16 protein-coding genes are annotated in these 21,445 nt (G+C 32.9%); 3 read left to right on the forward strand and 13 right to left on the reverse strand.

Annotated features, from left to right (window positions below):
• Nucleotides 1–82 precede the first annotated feature (82 nt).
• The 4 genes from ABD077_RS19965 to ABD077_RS19980 form a co-directional block, all read right to left on the reverse strand.
• Nucleotides 83–2,482: a M14 family metallopeptidase gene (locus ABD077_RS19965; RefSeq protein ID WP_343913998.1), complete on the reverse strand. Its 2,400-nt coding sequence runs from the start codon at nucleotides 2,480–2,482 to the stop codon at nucleotides 83–85.
• 169 nt (nucleotides 2,483–2,651) lie between these two features.
• A complete protein-coding gene (purL, locus tag ABD077_RS19970) occupies nucleotides 2,652–6,317 on the reverse strand; it encodes a phosphoribosylformylglycinamidine synthase (protein WP_343913999.1) in 3,666 nt (1,221 codons plus the stop codon).
• A gap of 157 nt (nucleotides 6,318–6,474) precedes the next feature.
• Nucleotides 6,475–8,292 (reverse strand): endonuclease, encoded by a 1,818-nt coding sequence (locus ABD077_RS19975; RefSeq protein ID WP_343914000.1) that lies wholly within the window; start codon nucleotides 8,290–8,292, stop codon nucleotides 6,475–6,477.
• Between the two features lie 20 nt (nucleotides 8,293–8,312).
• On the reverse strand, nucleotides 8,313–9,521 hold the full coding sequence (locus tag ABD077_RS19980; protein ID WP_343914001.1) for an RsmB/NOP family class I SAM-dependent RNA methyltransferase: 1,209 nt from the start codon (nucleotides 9,519–9,521) through the stop codon (nucleotides 8,313–8,315).
• 75 nt (nucleotides 9,522–9,596) lie between these two features.
• Here ABD077_RS19980 and ABD077_RS19985 point away from each other — a divergent pair, with 75 nt between their 5' ends.
• Nucleotides 9,597–10,655 carry a WD40/YVTN/BNR-like repeat-containing protein gene (locus ABD077_RS19985; protein ID WP_343914002.1) on the forward strand — a complete coding sequence of 353 codons (1,059 nt, stop codon included), beginning with the start codon at nucleotides 9,597–9,599 and terminating at the stop codon, nucleotides 10,653–10,655.
• 59 nt (nucleotides 10,656–10,714) lie between these two features.
• On the opposite strand, the gene ABD077_RS19990 is transcribed toward ABD077_RS19985, so the two are convergent.
• From ABD077_RS19990 to ABD077_RS20030, 9 genes are all read right to left on the reverse strand, one after another.
• The gene (locus ABD077_RS19990) at nucleotides 10,715–11,161 is read right to left on the reverse strand and encodes a sensor of ECF-type sigma factor (RefSeq protein ID WP_343914003.1); all 447 of its coding nucleotides are present in this window, start codon (nucleotides 11,159–11,161) and stop codon (nucleotides 10,715–10,717) included.
• 95 nt (nucleotides 11,162–11,256) lie between these two features.
• Complete coding sequence (locus ABD077_RS19995; RefSeq protein ID WP_343914004.1) at nucleotides 11,257–11,904, reverse strand: hypothetical protein; 648 nt, start codon at nucleotides 11,902–11,904, stop codon at nucleotides 11,257–11,259.
• 31 nt (nucleotides 11,905–11,935) lie between these two features.
• A complete protein-coding gene (locus ABD077_RS20000) occupies nucleotides 11,936–12,475 on the reverse strand; it encodes an RNA polymerase sigma factor (protein ID WP_299608097.1) in 540 nt (179 codons plus the stop codon).
• Between the two features lie 974 nt (nucleotides 12,476–13,449).
• Nucleotides 13,450–15,276 carry an ABC transporter ATP-binding protein gene (locus ABD077_RS20005; RefSeq protein ID WP_343914005.1) on the reverse strand — a complete coding sequence of 609 codons (1,827 nt, stop codon included), beginning with the start codon at nucleotides 15,274–15,276 and terminating at the stop codon, nucleotides 13,450–13,452.
• A 29-nt stretch (nucleotides 15,277–15,305) separates the two neighbouring features.
• Complete coding sequence (locus ABD077_RS20010; protein WP_343914006.1) at nucleotides 15,306–17,036, reverse strand: phospho-sugar mutase; 1,731 nt, start codon at nucleotides 17,034–17,036, stop codon at nucleotides 15,306–15,308.
• A gap of 157 nt (nucleotides 17,037–17,193) precedes the next feature.
• The gene (locus ABD077_RS20015; RefSeq protein ID WP_343914007.1) at nucleotides 17,194–18,141 is read right to left on the reverse strand and encodes a glycosyltransferase family 2 protein; all 948 of its coding nucleotides are present in this window, start codon (nucleotides 18,139–18,141) and stop codon (nucleotides 17,194–17,196) included.
• Nucleotides 18,142–18,651, reverse strand: coding sequence for a DUF4199 domain-containing protein (locus ABD077_RS20020; RefSeq protein ID WP_343914008.1), 510 nt, complete (start codon nucleotides 18,649–18,651; stop codon nucleotides 18,142–18,144).
• A 214-nt stretch (nucleotides 18,652–18,865) separates the two neighbouring features.
• The gene (locus ABD077_RS20025) at nucleotides 18,866–19,393 is read right to left on the reverse strand and encodes a DUF4199 domain-containing protein (RefSeq protein WP_343914009.1); all 528 of its coding nucleotides are present in this window, start codon (nucleotides 19,391–19,393) and stop codon (nucleotides 18,866–18,868) included.
• 140 nt (nucleotides 19,394–19,533) lie between these two features.
• Nucleotides 19,534–20,064, reverse strand: a complete 531-nt coding sequence (locus tag ABD077_RS20030; protein ID WP_343914010.1) for a DUF4199 domain-containing protein — start codon at nucleotides 20,062–20,064, stop codon at nucleotides 19,534–19,536.
• 234 nt (nucleotides 20,065–20,298) lie between these two features.
• Between ABD077_RS20030 and ABD077_RS20035 the strand changes: the two genes are divergently transcribed.
• Both ABD077_RS20035 and ABD077_RS20040 read left to right on the forward strand, forming a co-directional pair.
• Complete coding sequence (locus ABD077_RS20035; protein WP_343914011.1) at nucleotides 20,299–20,814, forward strand: hypothetical protein; 516 nt, start codon at nucleotides 20,299–20,301, stop codon at nucleotides 20,812–20,814.
• A 116-nt stretch (nucleotides 20,815–20,930) separates the two neighbouring features.
• The gene (locus ABD077_RS20040) at nucleotides 20,931–21,182 is read left to right on the forward strand and encodes a type B 50S ribosomal protein L31 (protein WP_219008121.1); all 252 of its coding nucleotides are present in this window, start codon (nucleotides 20,931–20,933) and stop codon (nucleotides 21,180–21,182) included.
• The last annotated feature ends 263 nt before the right edge of the window (nucleotides 21,183–21,445 follow it).

Consider the following 21,445-nt stretch of genomic DNA (forward strand, 5'->3'; position numbering starts at 1 on the left):
TAGAATTTTGTTTAATGAGATTAGGGTTTCTTTTGGTAATCAAAAGGATAAATGGATAATCTGAAGTTGATACCAAGTTTTATTATTGTTTGATAATTTTAACGGTTTTTGTGTTTCCAGAAACTTCAATATTTAAAAAATATAGTCCAGATCTAAGGTTCGAAATATTAAACTCTTGTGTTCCTGTCATTTGATTCCTACTCATCACTTCTTGCCCCAATATATTTCTTATATAAATATTGTAATCTCCTGCATTAGCAGGTGTAATGGTTAGCATGTCTTTTGCAGGATTTGGGAAGACTTTGAATGCTGACAATAAATTTTCTTCAACATCCAAAACATTTGGATTTAAAATATTGACTATTAGATCATCAAAATAGAATCCATCTTGTTCAATTTGGTCGTCTGATACGAATTGAAATCTAACTCTTATGGTTTCGCCCAAGTAATCACTAAGACTAATCTCTTCTAGTATCCAGTTATTTTGTACGCCGTCATACAAAGGCTCGTCTGTTGGTTGTCCCGCATTTGTACTTCCAGAATTGGTGAATTTACCACATTGGGGAATCCAAGAAGCCCCATCATCTATAGATACTTCAAACTGAGCGTAATCCCAATTATTTTCAATATTCCATTTCGCATAGAATTGAACATTTGCGGCAGTAGCATCTGTGAGATCAATCATTTGTGAAAGTTCTATAGATTTATTTTGATTAGATCCATAGTTTCCTGTAGGTGATTCTGTTATAGAACTGTTAGATGAAACAAATGTAGTTGTAGTTGTAGACCAGCCAGATTGGGTGTAGTCATTTATATCACTGGCATCATTATTAACTACTTGTTGTAATGCTCCAAATTTTTTGGTAACCCGAATGGATTCGGTTAATAAACCTCCATCTACATGAATTATATATTCTATGTCATCATTTGTATTAACAGAATTGTCTAGGACAATCTCTATGCTATCTGATATATCTGTACCTATCTGAGTGTTTGTGTAATTTTTTGGATTTCCTACACTAGCAATGTTTGATGATATGGGAGTAATTGTTACAGTGAAATTTCCATTTCCAGTAATTCCTAATCTTTTTAATGTAAAATCAGCGTTAACAATTAAATTGTCTCCTACAAAAATGCTCCCATTACTTTCTATCTGTGCGTAGTTGTTAGTCATTTTTGCAGCGGTAAGATTGAGATGCATCATTTCTTTACAAATTCCATCTATCTGATTAGATGCGGGCCAAAATGAAGTTCCAACCTCTGGTGTGAAAGAAAATATCTTATTATGAGGTTGTGTAGTTCCTCCGTACATAAAATCATCACTATCTCCAGAAAAAGGAGCGTCTCTTAGTGGACTATATCCATTTTGAGAAGTAAGTTCAGCACCAATTGCGATAAATATATCTTCATCGGGAGTAGGGGTATTATCAGCATAAGAATAAGGAAAGTATAATAGTTCGCCAAATGTATGGTTATTTAATGCAATCACAAACTCATGTTGCTCTGTAAACCATTTCATTGCTTGGTTTTCTACTTCAGAAAAGGCACTCGTCCCATGATATGTCTGAGCACTGGTACTACTAGAAGATCCGGGACCTCCCCATGTAGCATTAGCAGCATTTCCATTTGGATAATGGTCATAGTTTCTATTGTTGTCAACACCATGTGTATTAAACCTATTTTTTCTCCAAAGACCACCTCCATTAGGATTAGTTACTTGATTATAAAGATATCCATCAGGGTTTATGACTGGAACGAAATATAATTCGGTGTTATCAACAATTTGCTTCACTTCTGGATCAGAGTCATAATTTTCTAGAAGATACCACATATAATAAATCAATTGAGAGAGACTTGCAGGCTCTCTGGCATGATGAATAGCATCATATAAAATTTCTGATTCGTTTTCATCAACATCCGGATTATCAGATATGCGAACCCATTGGATGGTATTACCGCCTATCGAAGGAGTTACTGAATTATCTGGAGTTCCATTGGTAACGAATGTGCCGATATCTGCTCTTGCAGAAATTAGATTGGGATACTGGTTTCTCATCGCATCTAGATTATCTAGCATCTCTTGGTAAGTAAGGTATCCACCCATAGATCCTAATGCAAAATTTGAAGGAGTGGGATAATTATTTATTGTCTCATTTCCTGAAGGGCAAGTAGGATTTTGAACTGCTTTTTTATATTTAGCTCTTTCGTTTCTCTCAAGAAAATCTGCTTCGGCATCTTTGATTAGGATTTCTACTTTATATCCTAGATTTCGTGCGATATCAAGTTCTTCTTTAGAAAAATCTGAAATAATGAAGATTCCTTCTTTGTGCTGGCCATGATCCATAGGAATTCCTGCATCCATAAGGATTTTATAATTAGCCTTAGAATTATAGGTGATTTTAGCTCTGCTATAGGTTGGTTTTGTTTGAGTAATAGATAGGGCTGAAACCAAAAAAAATAAAGTATGTAGTAATTTTTTCACGGTTTACGTTTTTAGGTTTTAAAAATAGTTATTTATACTTTGGTAAAGTATATAACAATTAAGGAGCTCGTGTGAAGATCCAAAGAACTGTTATATGTTAATAACAGTTATATTAAAATAAACCCTAACTTTTTTAAACAATTAATTATAGCAAGCTAAACTATAGTTTTTATTGTTTTGCAATCCATTCTCTAGCATTTACAAACGCTTCTATCCAAGGCGATACTTCATCTGCTCTTCCATCTGGATAATTAGCCCAGTTCCATTGAAATGTGGAACGTTCTATATGTGGCATCATTACCAGGTGTCTCCCGGTTTTATCACACATCATAGCTGTATTATAGTCTGATCCATTTGGATTTGCAGGATAGGAATCATAACCATATTTAGCAACAATATTATACTGATCTTCAGAAAGAGGGAGGTGGAATTTACCTTCTCCATGAGAAATCCAAACACCTAGTGTACTTCCAGCTAATGATGATAACATAACCGAATTATTCTCTTGTATTTTTACAGAAGTAAAATTACTCTCATGCTTATGAGAATCATTATGATGCATTTTTCCATGCTCACTATGATCAGGGTTAATAACTTCTAGTTCCATAAATAACTGGCAACCATTGCATATACCTACAGATAGTGTATCTTTTCTTTCGAAGAATTTTTTTAATGTGTTGTTTGCTTTTTCATTATAAAGAAAAGCTCCCGCCCATCCTTTTGCTGATCCTAAGACATCACTATTAGAAAATCCTCCTACAGCTCCAATGAATTGTATATCCTCTAATGTTTCACGTCCAGAGATGAGATCGGTCATATGTACATCTTTTACATCAAAACCAGCTAAATACATGGCATTGGCCATTTCACGCTCCGAATTACTTCCTTTTTCTCTAATCACAGCTGCTTTCGGTCTTGGTTTATAAGCATCAATTACAGGTAGTTTTCCAGTAAAATGTTTTGGAAATTCGTATTGTAATGGCTGATTCGAGAAATTCGTGTAGCGATCTTCCGATAGATTATTTGCAGTTTGCTTTTGATCTAAAAGATAAGAGGTCTTATACCAGGTTTTTCGTAAACTTTCTATTTCAAGTGTATGTGTATCATCCCCATTTGTAATTCTTAAGGAAGCCTTATTTGTAACATTACCAATCTTGAAGAATTCGATATTATTTTGAGATAAAACGGTTTCTATATCCGCATTAGTAGTACTCTGGAAAACAATACCAGCATTTTCTGCAAAAAGTACCTTTATAGAATCTTGTTCTCCTAGTTTAGATAGGTCAATATTCGCTCCTAAGTTGATATCTGCAAAACATAGCTCTAATAATGTAGTAATCAATCCTCCAGAAGCTACATCATGACCGGCAACAATCTTTCCGTCTCGTATTAATCCTTGAATTGTATTAAATACATTCTTGAAATTCTCCGGGTTTTTTATACTAGGAGCTTCAGTACCTATTTTATTAACGATTTGAGAAAAAGAAGATCCTCCAAGTTTAAAAGTATCTTGAGATAGATTTATATAATAGATGTTCCCTTCATTTTTCTTAAAAACAGGTTCTACTACTTTGGAAATGTCATTACAGTTAGCAGCAGCCGATATAATTACTGTTCCAGGAGAGATTACTTCTTCATTAGGATATTTTTGTTTCATAGAAAGAGAATCCTTTCCGGTAGGTACATTAATTCCTAAATCGATAGCAAAGTCAGAAATAGCTTTTACGGCTTTATAAAGTCTGGCATCTTCTCCTTCGTTTTTACAAGGCCACATCCAGTTAGCAGATAGTGATACCGATTGTAATCCATCTTTAAGTGGTGCCCAAACAATATTTGTTAGTGCTTCAGCAATAGAGTTTTTACTACCAGCCTCTGGATCTATTAATCCTGAAATAGGGGAGTGACCTATAGAAGTGGCAATACCTTCTTTAGATGTATAGTCCAATGCCATGACTCCACAATTATTTAGCGGTAACTGAAGAGGACCTGTACACTGTTGCTTGGCTACTTTTCCGCCTACACAACGATCTACTTTATTTGTTAACCAATCTTTACAAGCAACTGCTTCCAGTTGTAATACCTGTTCGAGATAGTTTACTATATTTTCGTTTTGATATGTAATACTGCTGTAGTTACGATCAATAGTTTTATCAGTCATGATCGTTTTAGGAGAACTACCAAACATATCACTTAGTTCCAAATCCATAGGAGTATCTCCTTTGGTTTTTGACTGAAATGTAAAACGATCATCACCAGTAACGTCACCAACTTGATACATTGGAGAACGTTCTCTTTCTGCAATACGTTCTAAAGTTTCAATATCTTTTTGTCCGATAACAAGCCCCATTCTTTCCTGAGATTCATTACCAATGATTTCTTTTGCAGAGAGTGTTGGATCTCCAACGGGTAATTTATCTAAATCAATATGACCACCTGTTTCTTCTACTAATTCTGATAAACAATTAAGATGTCCACCAGCACCATGATCATGAATAGAAACGATGGTGTTAACATCACTTTCTACCATTCCTCTAATAGCATTGGCAGCACGTTTTTGCATTTCGGGATTAGAACGCTGAATAGCATTTAATTCGATACCGCTACTAAATTCACCTGTATCAGCAGAGGATACTGCCGCACCTCCCATACCAATTCGATAGTTCTCTCCACCCAGAATAACAATTTTATCTCCAGTAGCCGGTTGATCTTTTAATGCTTGTTCATTTTTTCCGTATCCTATACCACCGGCTTGCATGATTACTTTATCAAATCCTAATTTTCGTGCATCTTCTTCATGCTCAAAAGTAAGTACCGAACCCGTAATCAAAGGTTGTCCAAATTTGTTTCCAAAATCTGAAGCTCCATTGGAAGCTTTAATTAAAATATCTACAGGTGTTTGGTATAACCATTTTCTTTCGTCCATAGCCTGTTCCCAAGGGCGATTCTCTTCTAATCTAGAATAAGAAGTCATATAAACAGCAGTTCCTGCAAGTGGTAAAGATCCTTTTCCACCCGCTAGACGATCTCTGATTTCTCCTCCAGAACCTGTAGCAGCACCATTAAAAGGCTCAACAGTGGTTGGGAAATTATGGGTTTCTGCTTTTAATGAAATGACACTATCAAACTTTTTTTCTTCGTAAAAATCTGGCTTGTCAGCACTTTTTGGTGCAAACTGCGTTACGCTTGGTCCTTTAATAAAGGCAACATTATCCTTATAAGCAGAGATAATATCGTTAGGATTGGTCTCTGAAGTTTTCTTAATTAATTTAAATAGAGATGTAGGTTTTTCTTCTCCATCTATAACAAAAGTTCCATTGAATATTTTATGTCTGCAGTGTTCAGAATTCACTTGAGAAAAACCAAACACTTCAGAATCGGTAAGTTTTCTTCCAATTTTTTTAGCAACTTCTTCAAGGTATTCAACTTCATCTGGACTTAATGCTAACCCTTCGGCTTTGTTATAAGCATCAATATCCTCGATCTCTAAAATTTCTTCTGGCTTAATATCTATAGTATAAATATCTTGATCTAGACGATTATACTTTTGAGAAAGCATAGGATCAAAATCAGAAAAATTGGAATCAACCGCTTTGAACTCTTCTATTCTAATGATTCCTGAGATCCCCATATTTTGGGTAATCTCAACCGCATTTGTACTCCATGGAGTAATCATAGCGGCTCTAGGACCAACAAAAAAAGCGTCAATAGACGCCGTAGATATCTTAGGTTGGTTTCCAAATAACCAGCTTAACTTTTTATTATTTTCTGTTGAGATTTCATCAGTAGTTTGTACTGCAAATACTTTCTCATTTTGGTTTCCGAAGAAATGGATCATGCTCCCAGACTTTGAGTTGTTTTTAATAAGCTGCAAATTTACTACTTTTCTATAGAAAGTGTTATATAAAACTTCAGTTGAATTATGGAGTTATTCACTAAATTTTAAACAATCCTTAAAGAAATAAAAAAGCGGCTTTCTTTAGCCGCTTTTCTTATTATCGTATCAGTACTTTTTTAGTAATACTCCGTTTGGAAGAAATTATTTCTACCAATAACATTCCTTGTGGAAGATCGGATATTTGGGTGTTTCCTAATAAATTTTTCTTTGAAAATAACAACTTCCCGGTAATGTCATAAACATTTATTTCAGTACCAGTAATATTTGCTGTATTTATTGTTATACTTCTGTCCGAAGATGGATTTGGATATACTGTAACAAGTTTTTCCAAGTTAAGATCATCAGTACCCAGTGTAGGGTCATAACAACTCCAAGATAAATCATCAATAATTACTCTATCACTTGTTGTGGCTTTATCTGTAAAAGAAACTATAATATTTCCAGTAACATCAATGTTATTTATAGTGGTCGTTTCTTGGACATCGCCATAAGGTATTGTTCCTACTACTGTTCCGTTAACTCTAAGATTAAATGTTCCCGAGCCACCACTAAAAGCTCTTAGCGTAGTTACGGTTAAGGATCCGATTCCTCCAGAAATAGAAGAAGATGTTAGTTCACCATTTCTAATAGTAATTGCGTTTCCTGTTAATGTTTGATCTGTTCTGGCATCTGTAGCAGTCCATTCTCCACCGTCATCACCAGTCCACATACGTTCAGCATATGAACTAGAAGCAGCTCCGATATTACTAAATGTTTCTGTTGCACAATCAGTTCCGCCAGTTCCACCTACTAATGTAGTTCCATTTACAGAAGTACTTTGGGAAGATTCATTTCCTGCAGCATCTTTTGCCAAAACGGTAAAAGCATATGTGGTTTCTGAGTTTAAACCGCTAACTGTCGTGGTTGTAGAGGAGACAGATTTATTAAAAACACTATTTACATATACATCATACTCCGTTACCGCTATATTATCTGTAGATGCTGTCCAGGACAAATCAATACTATTAGACGTCTCATTAGAAACCATCACATTAGTCGGTACCGATGGTGCTTCTGAATCAATTGTAGAACTCCAGATCATTTCCACGTATTCAGGATGATCAATAAATGGATTTCTATTATTTTGTCTACCAAAAATCGCATTATTTCTGTCCATCTCTCTAGTAGATACAGGATCTTGATTGTGCCAAGTGATAAGGATGTTTAAAAATGTTTGATCAAAAACTTGATCACTAGTTCCATTAAACATACTATATGAATAACTAGCTACATCATCTTCATAACGAGTTGCAAAATAAAAATGCATTCTTGCAATATCGCCTTTAAATTCATCTATAGGTTCAAAAACAGTGGCTGTATATCCTGCGGAATAACCAGAGTTTAGATTATTACCTCTTTTAGAACCATTTGTTGTAGTTAAGTTAGCTGTTTCGACTCTTCCGAAAGGAAAACTACCACGAGCTCCATTAACAAATTTGTCTGATGGAACGACAAAATGGGCATCCGAGCGTTGCGGAGTAACCTGATTAAAAACAGATTGCGGAATGATATGCTCTCTATTATAAAATTCTCCTTCTGAAGTTCCTCCAGTTCCAGGGTCTTGATCTGTAAAGTGAGTATATTCGTAATCATCAGCACCTGTAGGGTTTTCTGAATACATGTCTAGTACACTTCCATTGTTTTCATAATACGAATCCGAATCTGATGCCACATAAGTAGTGTACAATCCACTATATCCAGGATCTGTTGATTGAAACTCAGGAGATAATCCATCATTATCACTATCAATAATATTTTTTAACTGCGTTTTTAATGTATATCCAGATCCTGTAGCTGAATTGTAATATCCAGTGGGAACCTGACTAAACCCTATACAAAATGTACAAAGCGCAATAAGAAGTAGTTTTGTTTTCATTGTTTGTTACGTAAGTTGAGTTATTTTCTTTCTAGCAATGCCATATAGAATCCATCAAAACCTGATTCAGATGAAAGTACTTTTTTGTCTTTTACAAAGGTAAATTCTTTTCCTATTTCTTTGGTTAAGAAAGTTTTAACTTGTTCTTGGTTCTCAGAAGGTAAGATAGAGCAAGTAGCGTACACTAGTTTTCCTCCTGGTTTTACCATTTTAGCATAACTCTCTAATATTTCAGATTGTGTTTGCTTTATTTTTTGTAGAAACTCTGGTTGCAATTTCCATTTGGCATCAGGATTTCGACTTAATACTCCTAATCCACTGCAAGGAGCATCAATGAGCACACGATCAGCTTTGTTATGAAGTTTTTTGATATCCTTAGAACTTTCTATTATTCTAGTCTCTATATTATGAGCACTTGCTCTTCTGGCTCTTCTTTTAAGTTCCTTTAGTTTATTACCATAGATATCCATGGCAATTACCTGACCTTTATTTTCCATTAGTGCAGCAAGGTGCAATGTCTTTCCGCCAGCTCCAGCACAAGTATCTACAATTCTCTGTCCTGGTTGTACATCTAAGAAATTAGCGACTAGCTGAGAAGAAGCATCCTGAACTTCAAACAATCCTTTTTTGAAAGCTTCTGTAGAAAATACATTGGCTCTTTCTGTAAGTTGTAATGCAAATGGGTAACCTTTGATAAACGTTGTGTCGATATTTTCATCTTCTAAAATGCCTCTAAGCTTATCTCTAGAAATTTTTAATGTATTTGTTCTTAGTACAACAGGGGCTTGTTCATTAAGTGCTGCTATTTCTTTTTCCCAAATAGATCCAAGTTCTTTTTCACCCAATGCATCCATCCAATCAGGAATGGATTCTCTAAACTTTCTAATTTTACTGAGTTCATCAAATCGTCCTTTGATACGTCTTGTTGGTGTTGGACCAATTTGTTTCCAATCAGGTAATGTGATTCCACGTAAGGTGGCCCAAACAGCAAATATTCGCCAAAGATTTTCTCTAGTAAAAGGTTCAGAAACATTTGCTATCTCAGCATATAAGCGTTTCCAACGTACAATGTCATAGGTAGTTTCAGCAACGAAACTCCTGTCTCGAGATCCCCATCTCTTATCACGCTTTAATAATTTTTGAACTACCTTATCAGCATAAGCATCCTCGTTAAAAATTTCATTGAGTCCATCAATTACAGCAAATACCAAATTCCTATGTAAACGCATCCTTTCTTTTTTTAAGGGATGCAAAGGTAACTCTTTGCTTTAGAATAGTATTATATTTGATCAAAAATATTGGGTATGAGATTTTTACTGTCGATATCAGTTATATTCTTTTTTATAAGCTGTAAACCTAAAGAATCTGAAGTGGTTGCTCACAATTTTTCTGAGATTGTAGTCACACCTTTTTATACAGATTCTGTTAGTATTCGGGCAGTAACAGTTTTAAATGATGAGGTTTTCTTTGCTGGTAGTAATAGTATGTATGGAATATTTCAAATAGAAGAAAACTTTGATATAAGAAAGAAAAAAGTGAGTACGTTAGAATTTGAAGGGGAAAAGATTCAATTCAGAGCAGTTGCAAGTACAAATACTCATTATTTTTTGCTCAGTATTGCTTCTCCAGCACTTTTGTACAAAATGAATAAAGTAACTGGCGAAACGAAACTAGTTTACAAAGAAGAACATGAAAAAGTTTTTTATGATGCTATTGCCTTTTGGAATGATAATGAAGGTATCGCGATGGGCGATCCTACAGAAAATTGCTTATCGATAATTATTACTAGAGATGGAGGAGAAAACTGGACTAAAATTTCATGTGATCAATTACCAAAAGCAGTAAAAGGGGAAGCGGCCTTTGCTGCAAGTAATGGAAATATTAAGATCTTAGCGAATAAGGCTTGGATTGTTTCTGGTGGAATGGCTTCTAGAGTGTTTTATTCTAGTGATAAAGGAAATACTTGGATTGTATACGATACTCCTATAATACAAGGAAAAGAAACAACAGGAGCGTATTCTATGGATTGTTATAATGAAACCACAGGAATTATTTATGGAGGCGATTACACAAAACCAGAAGACAACTCGCAAAATAAAGCTATTACAAATGATGGAGGTATAAGCTGGAAACTTATTGCAGATGGAGTAGGAGCAGGGTATAAAAGTTGTATAAGGTATATTCCTAATAGTGGTGGTAAAGAAATGGTAGCTGTTGGTTTTACCGGAATCTCAATTTCTAATGATGCTGGAAATACTTGGAAAGAAGTGAGTAAAGAAAGTTTTTATACCATTCGTTTTATAAATGATAGTATCGCTATCGCTGCAGGTAAAAATAGAATAGCAAAAGTATCTTTTAAATAAAAAAGGTAAATGAAATAAAGTTTCCATTTACCTATTCGTATATGTTATTGTAAAATCATTTACTGATTTGCTCTTCTTCTATCTCGTAATTGTTTTAAAAGTCGTTTGTTAAAATCCATTTCAGCTTTTACCAGTTTTAGAATCTTTTTATTTGGGATTACATTACTTAGATTTTTAATTAACTGCTTACGTGCTAAGAATTTTTTCTCTTCGGTGGATACATAATTAGTCAAAAAATCTTCAGCTTCTTGTTCACTGATATTTTCTAGACCATTAGCTTCTTTTATGGCGCGTATGGATTTACGTTCATTTCTCTTTAGATTTTCCATAGCTTCTTCGTGCTCATTATAGATGGGCCAAAATTGCTGAGCTTCTTTAGTACTTAAATCTAACTGTTCTGTAATGTATGCGATTTTTAATGCTTTTACTTTTCCTCTTGGTCCTCTTTGACCAAATGAGAAATTAACGGTAAAAATAACTAAGCATAATAGTAATATCTTTTTCATGTTTTAATATCTTGTTTTAGAGATTACATGGAAACGACGGTTCATTTCCTTTTCGTAAATCCAAATATTTTTTATTGTTTGTTTCATGCTTTCTCTTATTCTGTGTATATGATATCATCCGACAATTCTTCATCAGAAAGATAAGATTCTAATTCTTCTTCACTAATCTCTTCATCTACGAAGGTATCAGTTAAACTAATTTCTTCATCTAATAATTCCGCTATTTCCGAGTCACTAAACTCTGCGTTACCATCATCAAAATACTGTTGGATGTCTGCAATTGCTACACTCCCGAAAGCATCTTCAATTTTTTTATCTGAAGGAAGCACCACTGAAATTAAAATTGCAATCATAGCTGCTATACTTGTTACATATACTATATTCTTACGAGATACCAATGATATCACCTTTGGTTCTGCATTGGCTTTGGTAACAGTCTTTTCTAAAATATTTTTTTCTACTGTTTCAAAATAGTTACCAGGAGTAGTGAAACTATTTTTCGAAATTAGATCTAGAGAAGGAGAATCTTCCTTATGTATTGCTAGTGTATCTAATAACTGTTCTTCTAAGTTGTTTAGATAACCTTCTGGTGCTGTAAAGCCTGATTTTAAATCATCTGAAAGAATAGAAGATGCTTCTTTATCCTTAGCAATTTTATCAAAAAGCTTCCCTTCGAAAGTATCGAAATAGTCTTTCGGGATTTTAAATCCTTGTTTGTCGTTATGTAGATTATTCTTTTTCACTATATATAAGACGATGTAAAAGTAAAAAGGTTTAATTGGTTTTTAAGAATTCTTCTATTTTTTTAGAAGCCAAATGGTAAGAAGCTTTTAATGCTCCTTCGCTGGTTTCTAAAATATCAGACATTTCTTTGTATTTCAATTCCTGAAAATATTTCATATTAAACACCTGTTGCTGCTTTTGAGGTAATTGTGCAATTGCTTTTTGTAACTTAAGCTGTATAGCATTACCTTCAAAATAGACATCAGCTTCTAAGTTTTGAATTAGTTGCTGTTGTAACTCTTCATTACTGATATTATATTTCTTTGCTTTCTGGTTTAAAAACGTAATGGATTCGTTTGTAGCGATACGATACATCCATGAGTATAATTTACTTTCTCCCTTGAATTTACTAATGTTTTTATACACTTTAATGAATACATTCTGAAGGACGTCATCAGTATCATCATGACTTTTTACCATATTTCGGATATGCCAATATAGTCGTTCCTTATATAATGAAACGAGTTTTGCAAAAGCTTGATTGATATCCTTATCAGTTTGTAATGCTGTAAGTAGGTTTTCTTCTTCTATACTATTCAAAAGCAAATTATAGTTTTAAACGGTTAGTGGTAACATACGTTAATTTACTCTTAGACTAAATTACGTAAAAAAGGTTTAATGTGTATTTAAATTTATTTTTTGTAGGAAAATGTAGGAATATTGTTGTGTTAGATGGATAAAATACGTTAAAATTAGATAAAAAACGTTTTTTGTTTGGAAATTAAAAAATAACTCTTATCTTTGTCATGTAATTATGAGTTAAAGTTTTCATTTCCCCCAAAATGAAAAAGTTTTTTAAAAGTTGAGTTTTTATTTTATAAAATGCCCCCTAGATTAAAGATGATTTGTTTCGAAAAAGAGTGCTATTAGGCACTCTTTTTTGTTTTATTGATGTTTATTTAAATTTACGCATCAATCTAATGATTATAAAAAAGTAAGAAAAATACTACTTAATTATAATTTTTGGTTTTTAAACAAAGATAAAAAGCCTTTTTTTTAGATAAAATGCTTATAAAATTTGTTTAAATGAAAAATAGTAGTATCTTTACAGTGTAATTAAGAGTTAGTACTTTCATTAAACCCCAAGATGAAAGTTTTTAATAAAAGTGAGTTTTAATTTTAGATTAAGCCCCTAAATTAAGATGATTTGTGTGAAGAAAAAGAGCGTGGAGACGCTCTTTTTTATTTTGGTCTATTGAGATGCATACTTGTATTTATTTACTCATGTTGTAGGAAATAAATTACAAAATAAACTTTTTAGATATTTATAAATGTTAAAATGCATTTTTTTTAGATAAAATACACAAAAAAGTTTGTGTATTCGAATTTGAGTTGTATCTTTACAAAGTGAAAATGAGTTAGTGCTTTCATTTCCCCCAAAGTGAAAGTTTTTATAAAAGTGAGTTTTAATTTTAGATTAAGCCCCTAAATTAAGATGATTTGTGTGAAGAAAAAGAGCGTGGAGACGCTCTTTTTTGTTTTTATATACTTGATAATCAGTTTGTTTAACTGTCGAAAGATTGCATGGTTACCAATTTTTGGTAAGCACCGTTTTTGGCAATCAGCTCCGCATGAGTACCTTGTTCTACAATTTTTCCTTTTTGCATTACAACGATTAAATCCGAATTTTGTATTGTAGATAGTCTATGCGCAATTACAATACTTGTTCGATTCTTCATCATATTTTCTAATGCCGATTGTACTAATCGTTCACTTTCTGTATCCAGCGCAGAGGTAGCTTCATCTAAGATCATGATCGGAGGGTTTTTTAATACAGCTCTGGCTATTGATAGTCTTTGTTGTTGGCCACCACTTAGTTTATCACCACTATCTCCAACTATTGAATTAATTCCCTGAGGTTTGTTTTTAACAAACTCCCATGCATTTGCTACTTTTAGGGCTTCAATCATTTCCTCTTCAGTTGCGTCTGGTTTTCCTATTAAAAGGTTATTCTTTATTGTATCATGAAAAAGTATTGATTTTTGAGTAACCAAACCCATCAATCCTCGTAAAGAATTTTTACTAAGATCTCTGATGTCTATATCATCTATTTTTATAACACCTTTATTTACATCATAAAATCTGGTGACTAGATTAGCAATGGTAGATTTACCACTTCCTGATTGCCCAACAAGAGCGACAGACTTCCCTTTTGGAACTTTTAGTGTAAAATCATTCAGTACATATTCATCTTCATATTTGAAAGATATATTTTCTAAGACAATATCAGAGGTGAAATCATCTTTCTGTTTTGCAGTCGGCTTGTCCTCTAGTGGAGATGTGGTATTAAGGATTTCCAATACACGTTCTGCAGCTGCGTTTCCTCTTTTTACACCATAACTTGCTTTAGATATAGCCTTAGCAGGTGTGAGTATGTTATATGCAAGTCCCATATAAACTATAAAAAGACTTGGATCAAGGGTTTTTTCAACGAGTACCATTTGCCCTCCAAACCATAATAATATTGCTATGACCGCAATTCCTAAAAATTCACTAGTGGGAGAGGCTAGATTTTGCCTATTTAATAAAGTATTGGAATAATTGTAAAACCTTGATGTAGAATCTCCAAATTTCTTTCCAAAAATCTTCTCTGCATTAAACCCTTTAATTACTTTAAGACCGCCAAGTGTTTCTTCAACAATCGAAAGAAAAAAACCTTGTTCCTGTTGTACTTGATCAGAATGTTTTTTTAACTTCTTACCAATAAGAGATATTAGAAAACCTGAAATTGGAATAAAGACAAAAACAAAAATAGTAAGCTTAACACTTATTAATAACATAGCAAAAATTGTAAAAAGAATCATTAAGGGTTCTCTAACAATTAGTTCCAGTATGGAAAGAAAGGAATGTTGAATTTCTAAAACATCTGTAGAAATTCTTGCAATGGTATCACCTTTTCGTTTTTCGGAAAAGTAAGATAGTGGTAGGTCAACGGTTTTCTCATATAGTTCATTCCTAATATCTTTTAGAACACCGTTTCTTAAAAATGTTATGAAATACATGGCTAAGTAACTAAAGATGTTTTTGAGAAAGAACATACTTATTACCAATATTACCATAAAAATTAATACATCTTCATTTCCTTGTTCTGCTTTTTGAGTGACAAAATAGTTCAAATAGCTTTCAGAATATTCTCTAACCTTAAAAATTCCTAACCATTCTGGTTTTTCATGTACTCTTTTGGTTTTATCAAATAAAACACTTAGCATCGGGAATAATGAAACCATTGCTAAAGTTCCGAATAATGCGTAAAAAATATTAGAAATTATATTTAAAACAGCATAGATTCTATAAGGCTTCGCAAAGCGAAGAATTTGTTTAAAGTAATCCATTCAATGTTTAGAGACGGTAAAAACCGTCGTTAATTTATTTGTAAATCTTTTTTGATGGTTGCTATTTTAGTATTCAGTTTTTGTTCCACAGTATCAAAAGCTGACAAATCGTCAAGCGTTTCTTGTACACTCATATAAAACTTAATCTTCGGTTCGGTACCACTTGGTCTTGCTGCTATCTTACTTCCAGCTTCTGTATAAAAAATTAATACATTGGATTTTGGAATGTCGATTGCCTTTTCTGTTCTATCCAAAACATTCGTTGCAATACTTGTCTGGTAATCTTCAATAAGAACGATTTTCTCATTGTTTACATGAGTAGGAGGATTGTTTCTAAGATCAATCATGGTCTGCTTAATCTCTTCAGCTCCTTTAATTCCTTTTTTGACTAGTGAAACCAGATTTTCTTTATAAAAACCATGCTCCACATATAGATTTAACAGTTCTTCATAGAAAGAACTACCATTAGCTTTTGTGTATGCTACAATTTCACAAGCTAATAGAGTAGAGGTAACTGCGTCTTTATCACGCACAAAATCCCCAACCATATATCCAAAACTTTCTTCTCCACCACCAATAAAATGCTTTTCAGGAAAATCTTTGATCAATTTTGCGATCCATTTAAATCCTGTAAGTACTTCCATATATGATACATCGTAGGCCGTAGCTAGATTTTTCATCATAGGTGTAGATACAATAGTAGAGGCAATAAATTCATTGCCTTTTAGCAATCCTTTTTCTTTATAATGCTTTAATAAAAACCAAGTCATTACAATCATGGTTTGATTTCCATTGAGTAATTGCAATTCTCCAGCAGTATTTCTAACGGCAATCCCTAAACGATCACAATCAGGATCTGTACCGATAACAATGTCTGCGCCTACTTTATTCGCTAATTCCATAGCCATGGCTAATGCTTCTGGTTCTTCGGGATTCGGAGATTTTACTGTCGGAAAATTTCCATCAGGCACCTCTTGTTCTTTTACAATATGTACATTTTTATATCCAGCTTTTTTCAAAGTGTCTGGAACAGCAGTAATAGATGTGCCGTGCAAAGAAGTAAATACAATAGTGGTATTGTCTTTGGCCTTTTGATCAGCAGCAAAACTTCCGTTTTTTACACTGTTTTCTATAAAAGGAACATCAATTTCTGTATCGATCTTTTGAATAAGATCTGAATTTGTATCAAACTGAATGTTAGCATAATTCAGAGAATTAATCTCTGCAATGATTTCACCATCTTGTGGAGGTACCAATTGACCACCATCTTGCCAATATACTTTATATCCATTATACTCTGGTGGATTATGGCTAGCCGTTAATACAATACCACAATGACATCCTAATTCTTTTACGGCATACGAAAGTTCTGGAGTAGGTCGTAAGCTAGAGAATAGATATACTTTAATGCCATTGGCAGAAAATACATTGGCCACCACTTCTGCAAGAGTATCACTATTATTACGACAATCATAAGCAATTACTGTTTTAATTTCTTCGCCAGCAAATACTTTTTTTAGGTAATTACTTAATCCTTGTGTGCTTTTTCCTAACGTATATTTATTAATGCGATTGGTTCCCACACCCATCACACCACGCATACCACCGGTTCCAAATTCCAGATCTTTATAAAAGCTTTCTTTTAATCCTTCTGCATCTTGCTTTTGTAAGTTGGTGATTTCTTCTTGAGTTTGCTGGTCAAAAACTGGTGATAACCACTCTTCAATTCTGGTTTGTAGTGAGGTGTCTGATATTTGCATGTTTCTAGGTTTTAGTAACAAAAATACTATTTAATTTTCGTTTGTGGGGTACTTAGAAAAGGTCGTATTTGGTTAAACTTTGGTTATATATTAGTATATTAAAAAATCCTCAATTTGTCACCTTTAATTTTAATGATACCAGTATTTTTATACGGTTCTAAAGGTGAATTTTTTCGGAAATATGATATCGCTCTTTGGTTCTTTTACTGGTAAGCATAATTTCTCCCAGAAAACCAGCTAAGAAAAACTGAGTTCCCAAAATCATTGCTGTTAGGGCGATATAAAATTCTGGTCGTTGGGCAATGAGCCTTCCTTTTTTAGCAATAAATAATTTGTCGATTCCTAAGTATAATGAGAAACAGAAACCAATGATGAACAATATAGTTCCTATTAATCCAAAGAAATGCATCGGTCTTTTGCCAAAACGTGACATAAACCAGATCGTTATGAGATCTAAAAATCCATTGACAAAACGATTCATCCCGAATTTTGTTTTGCCATATTTTCTGGCTTGGTGTAAAACTACTTTTTCACCAATTTTATTAAAACCAGCATTCTTTGCTAATACAGGAATATAACGATGCATTTCACCATGAACATCAACATGTTTTACAACGTCTTTTTTGTAGGCTTTTAGTCCACAGTTAAAATCGTGTAGTTTTAATCCCGATGTTTTTCTGGCAGCAGCATTAAACAGTTTAGAAGGCAGATTTTTGGCAATGACAGAATCGTAACGTTTCTTTTTCCAACCAGAGATTAGATCATATCCGTCTTTTGTAATTAAATCATATAATTCTGGGATTTCTTCTGGATTATCTTGTAAATCTGCATCCATGGTAATGACTACTTCTCCATTGGCGGCTTCAAAACCAGCATGAAGGGCCTGAGACTTCCCATAGTTTCGTAAAAACTGTATTCCTTTTACATTAGAATCTTCTTTTGATAAGGTTTGTATAGTATTCCAAGAACCATCGGTACTACCATCATCAATAAATAAAATCTCGTAGGAATAGGAATGCGTACGCATTACTTTTACAATCCACTGATATAGTTCTGTAAGAGATTCTTGTTCGTTTAATAAAGGTATTACTACAGAAATATCCATTTATTTTGATGCTTCTTTTGTTTTGTAAACTGATCCAACAATTAAAGAGATCACCGTGCCTAAAAATACAAACCAGATGGTATACATAATTACTCCAAAATACGATTTACTACGATCCTGATTAGCAAGATTCTGTTTTGTTTGTTCTAACTGATCAGGACTAAATTGCTCGGTAAATCGTAATGTCATATTGGTCTGAAAATCTGGATCTATATACATATCATATATATATGCCATTGTACAATACAAAAGTCCAATCACTCCCATTATGATAATACCTGTTTTAAGTGCATCAACAATCGTTAATGGATTTTTAAGCTTTTTGTACTTTTTGATTACAAAAACAATAATATATATCTCTAATATAAATGCTAGAATAAAAGTAAGATAGTAAGCAATAGGAGAGAGTTCTAGTATTCTGAATAGATAATCTAAAGCAACTCTGGCAATTCCTGATATAAGAGCTACACCAAAAATATATGAGAGAAAATTTTTCTGAGAAATCTCCATAAATCGTATTAAAATGATTTGGTTGACAAATATAGGTATTCCATCTTAAGAACATTGCATAAAAAAAGACTATCTAAAAAGTTGCTTTTCGGTTTCAAACTGAGCTTGTTAAGGTTTTAGTATCTAGACTTTTGATTTGTCTTCGACAAGCTCAGACTGACAACACAAGCTTTTTACTACTTTTTAGACAGCCTTTATAAAGAATATTATTTTTTTAATAAAGAGGTTCTTTCTTTTTAACAGCAAGACATGCTAATAAACCTATGATGATATAAATCAGGATTCCATAGAACCAACCTTTTAATTGAGTAATCAAACCAAACTGGTTTTCCTCTTCCATTTTAGCTACTGCTTTTTCTATTTCAGATTCTGGTGTTCCGAATTTTTCCATAAATCCTACTGTAGATTCTATGATTTGTTCGTTGATTGCTGTAGCCGCATCTGGATCTATTACTACATATACTAGGATGTTTACTACCATACTGATTAGTGTACCGATTGCTACCGTAATAAGATAAGAAGTAAAAGCATCTTTAAAACTTATGTAGCCACCGAGTAATTTTCTGCTTTTTACGGCAGATACAATCCCAAATACAATGATTAAGATGGCAATACCAATTCCTGCCATCCAATTGGTATACATACCTTGGTAAACAGTATAAGCAATAACAGTAATAAGTGCTAAGACTACACCTAGTATTACACCAAGAGATAGTGCGTTAGATTTAACAGATTTTTCCATATGTATAAAATTTTTGGTTATTTAGATATAACACATAAGTACACAAATGTAATAATTTGTTACATTTTTGATTAAAAAAGATCTGAAAGGGTAGAAGAATACTAAGAAATGATAAGTTTAAAAAGAGAATGTATAAGAGTCTATTTAAAAGGATCTCTTTTTTTGCGGACAAGGAGACCGACAATAAGGGATAAGAAAAATCCAACGATGATATCTTCAATAAAAGCAGCAAGTATCATGATCCAGGGGGAAGTGAATTTTTGAGTGACTGCTAATTTTCGTTCTATATTTTCTTGGGTGAAATCCGATGAGTTTTCTGCTATTTTTTTTATTTGAATTTCTTCTAATTGTGTAATGATATCTGGATCAATTACTTTGAGTAAAATAATTTCCCATATGGTAACCATTAAGCCACCCAAAACCGTTACACCTATTCCAATTTTTAATGCTTCAAGAAGACTAATAAAACCATTGTTATTTTTTTTATAACTGAATAAACCGATTGTAATGCTTGATAGAGCTAGTATTAAAAGTGTAATCTTATGGAATATATTTTTTGTAGTGTAATTTCCAGTAATATATCTTATAATGAGGTACGTTATAATTGAAATTCCTAAAAGAAAACTGAATTGCAGTAAATGTTTTTTTATAGGAATACTCTTACTCTTCATTATGTTATTTTGGGTTTTTATGCTGTTTTCTCCCTCCAAATATAGTAAAATGTTAGTAACAAGACAGTTATTTTCTGTTTTTTAGATCAATAATTGATAAAAAAAGACTATATTTACGTTGTAGAATTACGGGTAAACCATCATTTTTATTGTTTTTTACAAGTCAAACATAATAAAAGGTAAGATGCACTTTAGCCGTTTTTTTGCGCTCTTTAACTCCCAAAATATGGTAATATGAAAACAAAATTACTTTATCTAGCAAGTGTTATGCTTGTCTTAATTACATCTTGTTCTGTAGAAGAAAATACTCAATTATCAGATCAAGAAAAAGATCAAAAAGTAAAAAGTCTGGTAAAGATTTTTGTCGAAGACATTAGACCGTCCTCCGATTACAAAAAAATTCTAGAAAATAGAAGATTATTATCCAAAACTTCATCGGGTATATCGCAAGAAGAGTTGGATAAATTGGAACAAGATTTTTTAAATAAACAAAGTCCAGAATTTGTTGAATTATATCATTATGTTTCTTCATTAAATTTAACCAAGGAAGAGCTAACCGATGTTGTTGTTGCTTATATTAATAATTCAAACAAAAGTAATGATGGCTCAAATGATGATAACACTGACAGCAATGGCGATGGTGATGACGGTGATACTAGCAGTGATAATGATTGCTCAAGTGCTGGCGATTCAATTAATAATAGTTTTTTCGATTTAATAATAATAGTACTTTGTGAGGTTCTTAGTTAAAAAGGGATCAATCTGGATGTGCGTAATTCTATAATTCCTATTAATTATTTTAATAACGTATTGCTATTATATAAAAAATACTTACATTTGCACCTCGAAAATGATAAGATATAACCATGAGAAAAGATATTCACCCAGAAAATTATAGACTAGTTGCCTTTAAGGACATGTCCAATGATGAGGTTTTTATTACTAAATCTACTGCGAATACTAAAGAAACACTTGAAGTAGATGGTGTTGAGTATCCGTTAGTGAAATTAGAAATTTCAAGAACTTCTCATCCTTTTTATACAGGTAAGTCTAAACTTATCGATACAGCAGGACGTATCGACAAGTTCAAAAACAAATATGCTAAATTCAAAAAATAATTTAGTAGATACAACAAACAGAAAGCCTTTCTTTATCGAAAGGCTTTTTTGTTTTTATACCTTGCCGTATTTTTGATTCCGAGTTATAAAAGTGGGTTGAGGAAGATATTTTGAAACATTAAATGTCGCACTGGGTCTGTTGAAACAAATTGTAGGTTATATTTCCTTCGATAAGCTCGGGATGACATGAAGTTATTAATAAAATATATCGGATTATGGACTCGTTAAAATGTTTTGTTGATCTTCGACACTTGTCCGCCTAT

Origin of the sequence: Aquimarina litoralis (assembly GCF_039523995.1) — a bacterium.
GTDB classification, from domain to species: domain Bacteria; phylum Bacteroidota; class Bacteroidia; order Flavobacteriales; family Flavobacteriaceae; genus Aquimarina; species Aquimarina litoralis.